The 14,899-nt window shown below is 60.7% G+C and carries 10 protein-coding genes; 3 read left to right on the top strand and 7 right to left on the bottom strand.

What is annotated here, in order from left to right; translation table 11 throughout:
* Nucleotides 1–41 precede the first annotated feature (41 nt).
* The 3 genes from C7S18_RS03675 to C7S18_RS03665 form a co-directional block, all read right to left on the bottom strand.
* Nucleotides 42–815: a glucose 1-dehydrogenase gene (locus C7S18_RS03675; protein ID WP_106890271.1), complete on the bottom strand. Its 774-nt coding sequence runs from the start codon at nt 813–815 to the stop codon at nt 42–44.
* Nucleotides 816–1,147: 332 nt separating this feature from the next.
* Complete coding sequence (locus tag C7S18_RS03670) at nt 1,148–1,474, bottom strand: TfoX/Sxy family protein (RefSeq protein WP_106890270.1); 327 nt, start codon at nt 1,472–1,474, stop codon at nt 1,148–1,150.
* 67 nt (nt 1,475–1,541) lie between these two features.
* Complete coding sequence (locus tag C7S18_RS03665; RefSeq protein ID WP_106890269.1) at nt 1,542–1,931, bottom strand: MAPEG family protein; 390 nt, start codon at nt 1,929–1,931, stop codon at nt 1,542–1,544.
* Between the two features lie 148 nt (nt 1,932–2,079).
* Here C7S18_RS03665 and C7S18_RS03660 point away from each other — a divergent pair, with 148 nt between their 5' ends.
* The gene (locus C7S18_RS03660; protein WP_206207972.1) at nt 2,080–2,472 is read left to right on the top strand and encodes a winged helix-turn-helix transcriptional regulator; all 393 of its coding nucleotides are present in this window, start codon (nt 2,080–2,082) and stop codon (nt 2,470–2,472) included.
* Between the two features lie 72 nt (nt 2,473–2,544).
* On the opposite strand, the gene guaA is transcribed toward C7S18_RS03660, so the two are convergent.
* Together guaA and guaB are read right to left on the bottom strand one after the other, a co-directional pair.
* On the bottom strand, nt 2,545–4,179 hold the full coding sequence (gene guaA, locus C7S18_RS03655) for a glutamine-hydrolyzing GMP synthase (RefSeq protein WP_106890267.1): 1,635 nt from the start codon (nt 4,177–4,179) through the stop codon (nt 2,545–2,547).
* Nucleotides 4,180–4,230: 51 nt separating this feature from the next.
* A complete protein-coding gene (gene guaB, locus C7S18_RS03650) occupies nt 4,231–5,685 on the bottom strand; it encodes an IMP dehydrogenase (protein ID WP_106890266.1) in 1,455 nt (484 codons plus the stop codon).
* Between the two features lie 221 nt (nt 5,686–5,906).
* On the opposite strand from guaB, the gene C7S18_RS03645 reads away from it, so the two are divergent.
* Nucleotides 5,907–6,548, top strand: coding sequence for an REP-associated tyrosine transposase (locus C7S18_RS03645; protein WP_106890265.1), 642 nt, complete (start codon nt 5,907–5,909; stop codon nt 6,546–6,548).
* 740 nt (nt 6,549–7,288) lie between these two features.
* On the opposite strand, the gene C7S18_RS03640 is transcribed toward C7S18_RS03645, so the two are convergent.
* Both C7S18_RS03640 and putA read right to left on the bottom strand, forming a co-directional pair.
* Nucleotides 7,289–7,972, bottom strand: a complete 684-nt coding sequence (locus C7S18_RS03640; RefSeq protein WP_146151737.1) for a hypothetical protein — start codon at nt 7,970–7,972, stop codon at nt 7,289–7,291.
* On the bottom strand, nt 7,969–11,124 hold the full coding sequence (putA, locus tag C7S18_RS03635) for a bifunctional proline dehydrogenase/L-glutamate gamma-semialdehyde dehydrogenase PutA (RefSeq protein ID WP_106890263.1): 3,156 nt from the start codon (nt 11,122–11,124) through the stop codon (nt 7,969–7,971). Before putA ends, C7S18_RS03640 begins: the two co-directional genes overlap by 4 nt.
* A 252-nt stretch (nt 11,125–11,376) precedes the next feature.
* On the opposite strand from putA, the gene dnaE reads away from it, so the two are divergent.
* On the top strand, nt 11,377–14,880 hold the full coding sequence (dnaE, locus tag C7S18_RS03630) for a DNA polymerase III subunit alpha (RefSeq protein ID WP_106890262.1): 3,504 nt from the start codon (nt 11,377–11,379) through the stop codon (nt 14,878–14,880).
* Nucleotides 14,881–14,899: the final 19 nt, after the last annotated feature.

Raw genomic sequence — 14,899 nt, 5'->3', positions numbered from 1 at the left:
ACTCGACGCATGCGCCAGAAGTCGGCCATGCGGGTCGAAAATCACCGCGCCGTGTAGCCGCCATCGATTACCAGCTCCGCCCCGGTCATGAATTTCGACTCGTCTGAGGCGAGATACACCACCGCCCACGCAATGTCGTCCGGCTCGCCGACATGACCCAGTGGATGCAGTGTTCCGACATTGCGCCGACCGGCTTCGAGGTCCGTAACGCCGCTGGCTCGCAGGTGGTGTTCGACCATCGGCGTCCAGATGTAACCGGGATGAATCGAGTTGACGCGGATGCGGTCGGCTGCGTACGTGATCGCGTCCGTCTTGCTCATCAGCCGAACGGCGCCTTTGGAGGCGTGATACGGCGGGACATCGGGGCCACCAACCAAACCATAAATCGATGACAGATTGATGATGCTGCCGGCGCCGGCCGCCTTCATTGCCAAAATCGCATGTTTGGTGCAGAAGAACACGCCTTTGACGTTGATCGCCTGCACGCGATCCCACTCCGCTTCGGTGACTTCGTGAGTCGGTTTGTTGACGCCAGAAATGCCGGCATTGTTGACCAGGACATCGATTCGCCCAAATTGGGTGCGCGCCGCTTGCATGGCTGCCGAGACTGCCGCTTCCGACGACACATCCACGTGCCAGTAACGGGCCTCGACATTCCGCCCACTCAGAGCCGCGACGAGCGCCTCACCCTCAGTGTCACAAACGTCGAAGATCGCGATCCGCGCGCCTTCGCCCGCCAGCCGCTCCGCACACGCCCGACCGATACCCATGGCACCGCCCGTTATCACACAAACCTTGCCACGCACGCGATCCATTTCGGCACTCCCAGGCTGTCGAAGTGACGACAGATTACGCGAACCCGATCCCGATCGATTGATCCGCATCAAATTGGCGGCACGTTCCTGATTTGGATCGCTTGCAAGGCTTGGTGGTCAAAAGGACTTCCCGCACACGACTGCTACCCAGCCTGCTCACCTTGCTCTAGGGCCAGCAAGGCCCCGGATTGTGGAGCATCTGGACATTGGTTGCGTGGTTCTGTTCAGCAGAGCTCGCTTCACTCGGATCGCAGCGCTTGGCGACAGGCGCTGCCATCTCATCACGCAATGGGCGATCGGCAAGTCAAGGATCAAGAAACGGAGCCCCGCAGCTACTTGGGTGGCAGCGTCCCGACATACTGCTCCGCCAGCGCAATCCACTGCTGCAATGCGGCGCCCGTGGCATGTTGTCCGTCCACCCAAATAAAACCACGCATTGGCTTTCCGGTAATGTCCATCGGCGTCGCGCCTGGCCTGGACAATGCTAGTGACTCCAGGTCCTTGCCCACGCGAAACATGTAGCGACCGACTTCGACGCCACAGATCATGTTCCCGTTGAGCATCCAGCAGTAGCCGCCAAACATTTTCTTCTCAGTAATGTCAGAGCGGGACGACAATGCAAGACGCATGCGTTCGGCGAGTTCTGGCGTATACGGCATGGTTCATGCCTCGCGATGTAAGGGGAACGAGCGTGCTATTGGTGCAGCTACGAATGCACAATCGTGATCAGAACAGACTTCGATACACACTCCACGCACCAAACCCGAGCATCGGCGCAAAGGTCATGAGCATGCCGAACGCACGACCATTGCCCCAGCCGTGTCGAACGAGAATAACCGCATGAAGCAATCGGCCAATGACCAGACTGGCACCGCCTGTCCAAAGGGCCCAAGCAGGCAAGCCGGTGATCTCGGCGGCCGCCATGGCGAGCAGGACCATCGGGACTGTCTCGGTGAAATTGGCATGCGCTCGCATACGTCGCAACAGAACAACATCGCCGCCGTCGAGAAACTGAATACCGGTTTTCAGACGCCGATAGCCCACCATTACTGTCATGGGCACCTGCATGATGGCCAATAGGCCAACGAAGAAACACGTGACGATTGGTATGCTCATGGTCGATCCTCCCTCACATTGAGTGTAATACATCACTTGCGTTTTGCAAGTAACATGGCGCATGACTCTGCTAAATCCCCCATCCCAGCGATCAGGCTGCCCAATTCACATCGCGCTGGAGGTTGTTGGCGACCGTTGGACATTGCTCGTGGTCCGCGACCTCCTGTTCAAGGGCGCCCACACCTACAAGGCCCTGCAGAACGCCGGCGAGGGGATCGCGACGAACATTCTGTCCGACCGCCTGCACACGCTGGTCGCCACGGGCTTGGTCGAAAAATGGCCGAATCCAAACGACGCGCGACAGCACGACTACCATCTCACGGAGGCCGGATTTGCGCTGGCACCAACGCTGGTCGAAATGGTGCTCTGGTCTGCCGCGCATTTCGAAACGGACGCGCCACCGGAGACACTCGCGCTGATGCGCTCCAACCGGGCCGAATTTCTAACGCTCCTGCACAAGCAGTGGCAAGCTGGACGAAACGCTGTCGCCATGGTTTCAGGCGGCGCGATTGTGCCAACACCCAGGCGTAGAAAGACTTAAGTAGACTTCATCCGGAACGCTCCCGACTCGGATGGCTTGGAAGACTCTGAACTGGCTCAGAGTCGCCTGGAATCACTCCCACTCAATCGTCGCCGGCGGCTTGCCGGAGATGTCATAGACCACACGCGAGACGCCGCGGACTTCATTCACGATGCGGCGGGCAACATGGTCGAGGAAGTCGTAAGGCAGCCGGGCCCAATGGGCGGTCATAAAATCGATCGTTTCAACGGCACGGAGCGCGATCACCGGTTCGTACGCGCGGGCATCGCCGACCACACCGACGGACTTCACCGGGAGATACACTGCAAACGCCTGGCTGACTTTGTCGTACAGCGCCCACTTCCGGAGCTCATCAATGAAAATGTGGTCCGCGCGTTGCAGCACTTCGGCCGCTTCCGGCTTCACCTCACCGAGAATGCGGACACCGAGCCCCGGCCCCGGGAACGGATGGCGATAGACCATCTCGCGCGGCAGCCCGAGGGCGACACCGAGACGACGCACTTCGTCTTTAAACAGTTCCCGCAGCGGTTCCAGCAACTTGAGGTGCATGCGCTCGGGCAAGCCACCAACATTGTGATGCGACTTGATTACGTGTGCCTTGCCCGTTTTGGAACCGGCCGACTCGATTACGTCCGGGTAGATGGTGCCCTGTGCGAGCCACTTCACATCGGAGAGCTTCTTCGATTCCGCCTCGAAAATCTCGACAAACAAGCGGCCGATGATCTTGCGCTTGGCTTCTGGGTCGTCGACGCCTTTGAGCTCGCTGAAGTACTGCGGACCTGCATTGACGCGGACGACTTTGACGCCCATGTTGGCCGCCATCATCTGCATCACTTGATCGCCTTCACCGTGGCGCAGCAGCCCGGTGTCAACAAACACACAGGTCAGTCGATCCCCAATTGCCCGTTTCAGCAACGCAGCCACCACCGACGAATCGACGCCACCAGAGAGACCGAGCAGTACGTGCTCGCTGCCGGTTTGCTCGCGGATCCGCACAATGCTGTCCTCGATGATGTTCTCGGCCGTCCACAGCGTTTGGCAGCCGGCGATATCCACGACAAAACGGCGCAGCAACTCGGTGCCGTGTTGCGTGTGCGTGACCTCGGGATGGAACTGTACGCCGTAATAGCGCCGCGTTTCATCGGCCATGGCTGCCAGTGGCAGATCGTGTGTGGACGCCACCGCCGCAAAGCCCGCAGGCAGCGCCGTGACGCGATCACCATGACTCATCCAGACGCCAAAGCTGCCATCGGCCGCTGCGTGCGCCGCACTCGGTTGTTGTTGCCCCATCCAAGACTCGCCCTCGCCCATTGGCACAGCTGGCGTATCGCTAAGGCGATCTAACAGGCGGCAACTCATCGTTGGGGTCAACGCAGCAAAACCAAACTCGCGGGAGTGGCCACTCTCCACCTTGCCACCGAGTTGCATCGCCATCGTTTGCATGCCGTAGCAAATGCCGAGCACGGGCAAGCCAGAATCGAACACAATCTGTGGCGCACGCGGCGAGCCCGCTTCAACCGTGGACTCTGGTCCGCCCGAGAGGATGATTGCCTTCGGCGCAAACTTCGGAATATCGGCCGGATCGTGATCCCAAGCCCAGATCTCACAATAGACACCGATCTCGCGAATCCGGCGGGCGATCAGCTGCGTGTACTGCGCGCCGAAATCAAGGATCAGGATCTTGTCTTGATGGATATCTTGGGTCATGAACTCGGCTCCGGCGCTTGATTGGGCAGCAATGAGGGGGACAACGACGGATCAGCTCATCCGGTAATTCGGCGGCTCTTTCGTGATCTGCACATCGTGCACGTGCGCCTCACGCGTACCGGCATTGGTCACGCGCACGAATTGGGGCTTGGTGCGCATCTCATCGATCGTCGCCGCACCGACATAACCCATCGACGCACGCAGCCCGCCAATCAGTTGATGGACGATGTTACGGAGCGGGCCACGATACGGCACGCGACCCTCGATGCCTTCCGGGACGAGTTTGTCGGCATCCGACGCATCTTGGAAATAACGGTCCTTGCTGCCCTGCTGCATGGCGCCGAGCGAGCCCATGCCACGATAGCTCTTGTACGAGCGCCCCTGATAGAGCTCCACCTCGCCCGGCGCTTCTTCCGTGCCGGCAAACAAGCCACCAATCATCACGCTGCTCGCCCCTGCAGCGATTGCTTTGGCCACGTCACCCGAATAGCGGATACCACCATCGGCGATCAGCGGAATCGTGTTTTGCAGCGCGTTGGCAACCAGGTCAATCGCGGTCAGCTGCGGCACGCCCACGCCCGCGACAATACGCGTGGTGCAGATCGAGCCTGGACCCACACCCACCTTGACGGCATCGGCACCGGCATCGCGCAGCGCGAGCGCGGCTTCGCCAGTGACAATATTGCCGGCGATGATCTGCAGAGTCGGGAAGCGCTTCTTCGTCCAGGTGACACGATCGAGCACGCCTTGCGAATGGCCGTGCGCGGTGTCAATCACGATGACATCGACCCCGGCTTCGACCAAGGCTTCAATGCGCTGTTCGGTATCGCCACCCACACCGACCGCAGCGCCAGCGATCAGGCGCTCGGCCGCATCTTTCGCGGCATCTGGATTGTCGCGCGCTTTTTGAATGTCCTTGACGGTGACGAGACCGCGGAGTTGGAACGATTCATTGACGACCAGCACCTTCTCGATGCGGTGCTTGTGCATACGCTGCAGAATCTCGTCGTCCGTGGCGCCTTCATGCACCGTCACCAGGCGATCCTGACTCGTCATGATGCGCGACACGGGATCGTCCAGATGCGATTCAAAACGGAGATCGCGACTGGTGACGATACCCACCAGACGGTCGCCGTCAACAACTGGCACACCGGAGATGCGGCGCGCTCGGGTCAATGCCGCGACTTCGCGGATCGTGGTGCTTGGCGCGACGGTGATGGGCTCGCGAATCACGCCGGCCTCAAACGTTTTGACCAATCGGACTTCCGAGGCCTGCTGCGCAATGCTCATGTTCTTGTGCAGGATGCCGATGCCGCCGAGTTGGGCCATGGCAATGGCGAGCGGTGCTTCGGTGACCGTATCCATGGCAGCCGCCACGATCGGAATATTGAGTCGCAATCCTTGCGTCAGCCGTGTCTGCAGGGCTACGTCTCGGGGCAGCACCGTGGAATGGGCAGGCACCAGGGAAACGTCGTCGTAGGTCAGTGCTTCCGTGAGAATACGCATGGGCGTCGACTCCGATTGGGAAGCGCGACATTATAGCCTGCCCGGGCGACCAGGCTCTGAACCGAATTCGGGCTTTTCGGGGCTATTGTGGGGGGATCGCCACCGCGGTCCGCGCAAGAAGTTTTCACATGCCGTTGATCTAATTGATCTTTTTGGCTAGCGGAGTTGTTGAGCCTGAAGTGACCTGACGGTTCGATCGGATTGACTAGCGAAGCGCCTTGATGGGCGATTGCAGCATCTCTCCCGAGCGTCTGAGCGCTCTTGATCGCAATAGCGAGTGCCAGCGCGCGGTTGCATCAGAGAATTCCCTAGTTGAAATCAGAAAAAGCCCAGTGGCATTTCATATTAATCTGATGGCGCCACTCAACAGTCGTCGACACACTGTTCCGATGTCTAGGATCAGTACTTCCCAGTCGAGTCGGCTCCGCCGGGGCCGCATTAATGCACCCGATTGCGCCTATGTGATCACGTTCTGCACGGACAATCGCGCTGCAGTATTTGCCAACCCCAATTGTGCGTCGCTCATGCATGATTTGTTCCGGAACATGGCGATTGCAGAACCGGAATCCCTGTATGCATGGGTGCTGATGCCGGATCACGTGCATTGCGTTATGGTCATTCGGCCCGGGCAGACTCTGGCGAGACTGGTTGGTTCGTTGAAGGGACGCACAGCGCAACAGTTTCATGCTGCCACTGGTAAGCGCGGCAGTCTGTGGCAGAACGGATTCCATGATCACGCCATTCGCCGACATGAACACATGGATCCGATTTTGACCTACATGGCCGAAAACCCACTCCGTGCCGGACTGGTTGAACACATTGCCGATTGGCCATGGATTGGCGGGACATGGATGGAGCAATAGTTGGATCGACAGCTGTCTCGAAACAGCCAGAAAGATCGAGACTAAAGCCCCAAAAAGTCAGCCACCACGATTCTCCGTGCAGACTGCTTTAGTCTTTGTGGAAGCGCCTTTAGGCCCGAAGCAAGCGTGCGGCAAGATACATTAGCGGCTTTTGTGGGAGGGCCTTTAGGCCCGAAACAATCTTGCGGCAAGATCCGTTCGCGGCTGAAGCCGCTCCCACAAGAACCCTGCTCTCAAACAGACCTCGCGGCCAGTCCGCATGCTGTTTGTGGCAGGGCCTTTAGGCCCGAAACAATCTTGCGGCAAGATCCGTTCGCGGCTGAAGCCGCTCCCACAAGAACCCTGCTCTCAAACAGACCTCGCGGCCAGTCCGCGTGCTGTTTGTGGGAGGGCCTTTAGGCCCGAAACAATCTTGCGGCAAGATCCGTTCGCGGCTGAAGCCGCTCCCACAAGAACCCTGCTCTCAAACAGACCTCGCGGCCAGTCCGCATGCTGTTTGTGGCAGGGCCTTTAGGCCCGAAACAATCTTGCGGCAAGATCCATTCGCGGCTGAAGCCGCTCCCACAAGAACCCTGCTCTCAAACAGACCTCGCGGCCAGGCCTCACGCTGTTTGTGGGAGGGCCTTTAGGCCCGAAGCAAGCTTGCGGCAAGTTTCGTTCGCGGCTGAACCCGCTCCCACAAGAACCCTGCTCTCAAACAGACCTCGCGGCCAGGCCTCATGCCTGTAAGTGAACCAGAATCAGTTCACCGGATTCGCAGGCTTCGGGCCGCCACCCAGGGATTTCAGCCGATCAAGATCCAGGCAATACAAATTCTGGAAGCTGCCATCGCGAAAGCTGTGCGATGAGACAGCAGACTGGGCGGCGGTTGGTGCGCCCGACGTTTGGGATTCGGATTCCTCAATGCCTGTCGCCGCAACCAGCTCGGAACTCGCGACCGTGCTCACTGGCGCAAAGAGATCCAGCTCAAACTCACCAGCCAGCAACCAGCCATCTCCCTGGTCGGCCAAGGTCCAATCATCGAGCTCCGGCGCCCGGGCTTCCAGATAGCGCTCGCCTTGCAACAGATACGCAGTCGCGATCTGGGGGTCGCCATCGGCACCGGCTTCGGGGATATGCAAGATCAAGGCGTCGTCCGGCGCACGCTCGAAACTCAGCACAAATCGACGCGCACCGCTGATCGGATCCCGCTCAACAATGCAGGCTTGTTCGGCCTCGGCCAGATACGGCTCGCCATCCAGCATTCCGGCGAATGCTGGTTTCGGCGGCGCGTCGTCGTTTCGCTGCGCGAGCACGTCAGTCGGATCACCTTGATCAGTAGCAAGCGCCAGAGGCGCCTCAGCCGATCCATTGCAGGCGCCAAGCACGGGCAATAGCAGCAGCGCCAGCACCCTACTGGCGCTATGGCGAGTTAAGCGAATCACTCGCCAATCGTCAAAAGCGACGCATTGCCACCAGCTGCCGTGGTGTTGATCGTCAAGGTCCGCTCGGTCACAAACCGCGCGAGGTAATGCGGCCCACCGGCCTTCGGACCCGTGCCCGACAACCCTTCGCCACCGAACGGCTGCACGCCCACCACCGCACCAATCTGGTTGCGATTGACGTAGCAGTTGCCGACCTTGGCGCGAGCAGCGATTTTCTGCACCGTCGCATCGATGCGACTATGCACGCCGAGCGTCAGGCCATAGCCAGTGCCATTGATCTGATCGATCACGGCATCGAGATCCTTGGCTGCGTATCGGAGCACGTGCAGCACCGGACCAAACACTTCCCGCTTCAGCTGGCTGAGGCTCTGAATTTCGTAGGCTCGCGGCGCGAAGAACGAGCCGTGCGCCGTGCTGTCCGACAATGTAACTGCCTTGATCAGCTTGGCCTCTTTGTTCATGCGCTCGGCGTGGGCATTCAACATGTTGAGCGCGTCTTGATCGATCACCGGGCCGACATCGGTCGACATCAGCGCTGGATCACCCACCGTGATTTCATCCATCGCGCCGGCCAGCATGTGGACGACCTTGTCAGCAATGTCGTCCTGCACCAGCAGGATGCGTGCAGCCGAACAACGTTGACCAGCCGAGCCAAATGCCGCACTGATCGCATCCTTGACCAGTTGCTCTGGCAGGGCCGACGAGTCGGCGATCAGGGCGTTCTGGCCACCGGTCTCCGCAATCAGGACAGCGATCGCCGCATCGCGGGCAGCGAGCGCGCGATTGATCGCGCGCGCGGTTTCAGTGGAGCCGGTGAACGCCACACCAGCGATGCGCGCGTCCTTGGTCAGTGCCGCACCAACCGTCGCACCGTCGCCAGGCAGCAACTGCAGCACTGCTTCCGGAATGCCTGCTTCATGCAACAGGCGCACAGCGGTATAGGCAATCAAGTTGGTCTGCTCGGCTGGCTTCGCAATCACGCAGTTTCCGGTGACGAGCGCCGCAGCCACTTGGCCCATAAAGATCGCCAGCGGGAAGTTCCAAGGGCTGATCGCGACAAAAATACCGCGACCATGCAGGTGCAACTGGTTCGACTCGCCCGTCGGGCCAGGCAACTGTTCCGGCTGGCCCATCAGTTTGCGTGCGTGATTCGCGTAGTAGCGGAGGAAGTCCACCGCCTCGCGCACTTCGGCAATGCCGTCGAGCAAGCTCTTGCCTGCCTCGCGCGTGCAAAGTGCCATGTATTCGGCGATGCGGCCTTCAAGCAAATCTGCCGCGTGTTCAAGCAGCGCGGCACGCGCGGCCACCGGGCGTTGATCCCAGTCGGACTGCGCGCCTTGCGCGTTGTCGATGGCCTTGGCCACACCAAGCGCATCGGCGGCGACCCATTCGCCCACTTTCTGGCGACGATCCTGCGGCGACGTAATCGGCTGCGCCGTGCCGCTCGGGCTGTAGCCTGGGACCAGCGGGGTCGCCCGCGTATAGCGGAGCGGCTGGTTGATTTGCTCAGCAAGTTGGCGGAGATCGTTTTCGTTGGCGAGGTTGATGCCCATGGAATTTTTCCTGTCAGCGCCATAGAGCGCGATCGGCAAGGGGATTTTCGGATGCGGAATCGAATTCATGTGGCGCACAGTCAGCACCGGATCGGCGACGAGCGTACGCGGGTCGAGCTTCTCGTCGACGATGCGATTGACGAAGCTCGTATTCGCGCCGTTCTCCAGCAGACGGCGCACGAGATACGGCAGCAAGTCCTCGTGCGAACCAACCGGCGCATACACACGGCACGGTACGTTCAGGTTGTTCGCGCCAATCACTTCGGCATAAAGATCGGCGCCCATGCCATGCAAACGCTGGAACTCGAACGGACGACCGTGCGCATGCTCAAAGATCGCCGCAATTGTCTGGGCGTTATGCGTGGCAAACTGCGGATAAAACAGGTCGCCGTGCTCGAACAGGCGCTTCGCACACGCGAGATAGGACACGTCTGTATTGGGTTTTCGGGTGAAGACCGGGTAACCTGTAAAGCCGTCGACCTGCGCACGTTTGACCTCGGAATCCCAGTACGCGCCCTTGACCAGGCGCACGCACCAGCGACGCTTGCCAATCCGCGCTTCTTCGGCCAGCCAGTCGATGACCGGCAGCGCGCGGCGCTGGTAGGCCTGCACGGCCAGACCAAAGCCATTCCAACCTTCCAGGCTCGGGTCATGAAACACCTGCCGCATGATCTCGAGCGAAAACTCCAGGCGTTCGGACTCTTCGGCGTCAATCGTCAGCGCAATTCCCTGCGCCTTGGCCAGTTGCGCGAGAGCCAGCACCTTGGGAGTCAGCTCGTTCAGCACGCGCTCGCGCTTGCTGATTTCGTAGCGCGGGTGCAACGCCGACAGCTTGACCGAGATCGATGGCGCATCGATGACGTTTGCATGCGGACCACGAGCGCCGATGGCCTTGATGGCCAGCTGATACGCCTTGAAATAGCGCTCGGCATCGGCCGTCGTCAGCGCCGATTCGCCGAGCATGTCGAATGAATGCCGATAGGCGCGGCTATCCTTGGCTTCGGAGCGATCGAGCGCTTCGTCAATGGTGCGACCCATGACGAACTGGTGCCCCATGATCCGCATGGCCTGCCGCACCGCGAGGCGCACGACCGGCTCGCCTGTCCGCGCGACCAGGCGCTTGATCGAGGCCATGAAGTTGGTCCGCGTCTCGTCGGCCAGTTCGATGATCTTGCCGGTCAGCATCAGGCCCCAGGTCGAGGCGTTCACGAACAACGAGTCGCTCTTGCCGAGATGGGCGTCCCAATTGGCCTCGCCCAGCTTGTCGCGGATCAACTTGTCGGCGGTGTCGGCGTCTGGAATGCGCAGCAGCGCCTCGGCGACGCACATCAGCAGCACCCCCTCTTCCGAGGACAAGTCGTACTGGCGCATGAAGCTCTCGACCGCGCTCTTTTGATCGGCCTTCGCCCGCACCCGCTCCACCAGGGCGACCGCCCGGTCTTCGATGCGTTTGCGGGTGTCGGTGTCGACGTCGGCACGGGCCAGGAGCTCGGTGATCAGCTCCGATTCATCACGGCAGAAATGGGCCGTGATGTGCCGGGCCAGCGCGTCACGGGTGTCGGCATGCAATTCAGAACGAATGATTGGGCTTGGATTCATGGCAGCGGAACCGCCGGGTATCGGCAGGCAAGCCGCTAGTGTATTCCGGGCGTTTTCGGAACATAACCCCCAGCCGACCGGCTGCCCACGATTTGTCATGACGTTCAAACGCTCGATTGGCCGGCCCTTGCCTGTCGGTGCCGTCCGCATCAGGACCGACATCCGCGCCGAAACCACCCGCCAGTCTGCAAGCCGGCTCGCAGCCCCACCCCCGCCGCCTGATAAACTCCTGCCTCACTCTCGAAGGCCCAGATGACCCGTCCCTTTGTTCACCTGAACGTGCACAGCGAGTACTCGCTGATCGACTCGACGATTCGGGTTGACGATCTGGCACGCGCGTGCGCGACTGCCAATATGCCGGCGGTGGCCTTGACGGACGATTCCAATTTTTTCGCATTGGTGAAGTTTTACGGCGCCTGCGAGAGCGCGGGCATCAAGCCGCTGGTTGGTTGCGATTTCTGGGTGGCCGATGGCACGGAGCAAAGCCGCGTTTCGGTGCTGGCCCAAAATCGCGCCGGCTATCTGCGCCTGTCACGCGTGCTCTCGGACGCCTATCGGAGCCGCGGCAAGAATGACCGCGTGCTCGTGCCGCGCGACCGCCTGCTGGCCGAAGCCGAAGACGTCTTCGTGCTGCTCGGTGAACGCTCCGACGTCGCCCGGGCGGCCGATCTCGACCGCGCCAGCCAGTTGCTGTCCGAATGGCAGCGCGCATTCGACGATCGTCTGTATGTGCAAGTGGCGCGGCTCAATCGTGGCGCCACCGAAGAATCGAGCAATCAGCGCCTGTTGCATTTGGCGAGTCGGTACGATCTCCCAGCGGTCGCCAGCAACGAAGTGCGATTCACGGGCCGTGATGATTTCGAGGCGCACGAAGCCCGAGTGTGCATTGCCACGAGCCGGGTCCTGAACGACCCCAAACGCCCGCGCGAGTACACGCCGGAGCAGTATCTGAAGTCACCTGCGGAAATGGCGGAGCGCTTTGCCGACTTGCCCGTCTTGGTCGACAACGCCGTCGAACTGGCCAAGCGCTGCAATGTCGAGCTCTCGTTCGGCAAGTACTACCTGCCCGCGTATCCCGTACCCAAGACGCACACGCTGGAGACCTTCATTCGCGAGCGCGCCGAAGTGGGTCTCGGCAAGCGCCTCCAGATTCAGCCACCCAGCGGCGATTATGCGGAACCGGATTACCACGAGCGCCTGAAGATCGAACTCGACGTCATCGTGAAGATGGGCTTTGAAGGCTACTTCCTGATCGTCGCCGACTTCATCAATTGGGCAAAGGACAATGGCATTCCCGTCGGTCCCGGCCGTGGTTCGGGCGCCGGCTCGCTCGTTGCGTATGCGCTCGGCATCACCGACATCGACCCGCTGCCGCTGGACTTGCTGTTCGAGCGCTTCCTGAACCCAGAACGCGTATCGATGCCCGACTTCGATATTGACTTCTGTATGGAAGGCCGCGATCAGGTCATTGACTACGTCGGCCAGAAGTATGGTCGCGACAAGGTCTGCCAGATCATCACGTACGGCACGATGGCGGCGAAGGCCGTGGTCCGGGATACGGGCCGCGTGCTCGGCATGAGTTACGGGCATGTCGATTCGATCGCCAAGTTGATTCCGAACACCCTCGGCATCACGCTTGAGGGCGCGATCAAGGAATCGCCCGAGCTCGCCGCGCGTATCGAAGCCGAGGACGATTGCGCCACGCTGATCGAACTCGCGATGAAGCTCGAAGACTTGACCCGCAACGCCGGCAAACATGCCGGTGGCGTGGTGATTGCGCCTAGCGCTTTGACGGATTTCGCGCCGCTTTACTGCGTCGATGAATCGGACGGCGTCGTCACGCAATTCGACAAGGACGACGTCGAAAAGGCGGGCCTCGTCAAGTTCGACTTTCTTGGCCTGCGCACGCTGACAATCATCGACTGGGCGGTCAAGGCCATCAATGAGAATCGCCGACGCAAAGGCGAGCCGCCAATCGACATCAACAAGATTCCGGCAGGCGATGAGAAGACCTACACGTTGTTGAAAAGCGGTCAGACCACCGCGGTGTTCCAGCTCGAATCCCGCGGCATGAAGGAGCTGATCCGAAAGCTCCAGCCGGACAACTTCGAGGACATCGTCGCCCTGGTGGCGCTGTTCCGGCCTGGCCCGCTGCAATCGGGCATGGTCGAAGACTTCATTGCGCGCAAGCACGGTAAGGCCGAAGTCAGCTACCCGCATGCGTCGCTCGAAGCGATCCTGAAACCGACCTACGGCGTCATCGTCTATCAGGAACAGGTGATGCAGATTGCGCAGGTGCTGGCCGGCTACACGCTCGGCGGTGCCGACCTTCTGCGCCGCGCGATGGGCAAGAAGAAGCCCGAAGAAATGGCGCAGCAGCGCGCGATCTTCGAGGCCGGCGCGAAGAACAACGGCGTCGACCCAGATCGTGCGCGCGGCATCTTCGACCTGATGGAAAAGTTTGCGGAGTACGGCTTCAACAAGTCGCATTCGGCCGCTTACGCCATGGTGACGTATCAGACCGGTTGGCTGAAAGCGCACTATCCCGCTGAATTCATGGCGGCAGTCTGCTCGTCCGACATGGACAACCAGGACAAGCTCGTCAATTTCTTAGACGATGCGCGCGCGTATCCGCTCAACGTGCTGCCGCCTGATGTGAACGAATCCGAATTCATGTTCAAGGCGATGAGCCCATCGGAGATTCGCTACGGACTCGGCGGCATCAAGGGTGTGGGCCAGCAAGTCTGCGAGATGATCGTCGAAGCGCGGCGCAAGACGGGCCGCTTCACGGATCTCGCCGATTTGTGTCGCCGAATCGATTCGCAGAAGCTCAACAAGCGGGTGTTGGAAGCGTTGATCTATTCAGGCGCGATGGATTCGTTCGGGCAGACGCGCGCGAGCCTGATGAACTACCTGCCTGAGGCCGTCAAAGCAGCCGAGCAACATTTGCGGAATCTGGAAGCCGGCCAGCACGACATGTTCGGCCAAAGTGCCGCAACGCCGACGGCGCCACCGATCGAACTACTCCCCGAGTGGCCGTTGATCCGCGTGCTGAATGGCGAGCGCGAAACGCTCGGCCACTTCCTCAGTGGCCACCCAGCCGACGCATACAAGGATTGGCTGAAGCAGCTGACCACCTGCAGCATTGGCCATGTCGAGCAGGCGTGGCGCAGTGGCCAAAGCCAGACCGAGCGCAGCCGTGGTCGGCTGGAGTTGCCCATCGTGCTCGGCGGCATGGTGCCGGCCGGGCTTCGTCGTCGCGGTGAGTCGATGGCCTTTGCGGCACTCGAAGACGCCTCGGGACGCATCGAAGTGGCGTTGTATCGCGACACGCTGAACGACTTTGGCGGCCTGCTGTCAAAGGACGAACTGGTGGTCATTGAAGGCGGTTTGTCGCCGGATGATTTCAGCGGTGGCTTTCAGCTGAAAGCCAAGCGCATTTATACGCTCGCACAAGCACTGGAGCGCTTCGCTCGCGGCATCAAGGTCAAGCTCAATGGCGTCGACCTGCAGTTTCCGAACCAATTGGCCGCTGCGCTGAAGCCCCATGCCGGCGGCACCACGCCTGTGCGCCTGACCTACGCGCGGAACGGCATCTACACCGAACTCAACCTCGGCCAAGCGTGGCGCGTTCGGCTGCTTCCGGAGTTGATCGACAAGCTCCGGGCGCTACCGGGTGTGCATGAACTTGATGTGGTGTTGAGTCGCGCCAGTAGCGGCGGGAACAGCCAGAGTGCGTCGTCGGCCGGCAATTGATCAGCCCCGGCCGACGTGC

It is taken from the genome of Ahniella affigens, from assembly GCF_003015185.1.
Taxonomy (GTDB): Bacteria; Pseudomonadota; Gammaproteobacteria; order Xanthomonadales; family Ahniellaceae; genus Ahniella; species Ahniella affigens.
The sequence above is the reverse complement of the archived record's forward strand: the minus strand, read 5'-3'. Positions and strand labels throughout refer to the sequence as shown.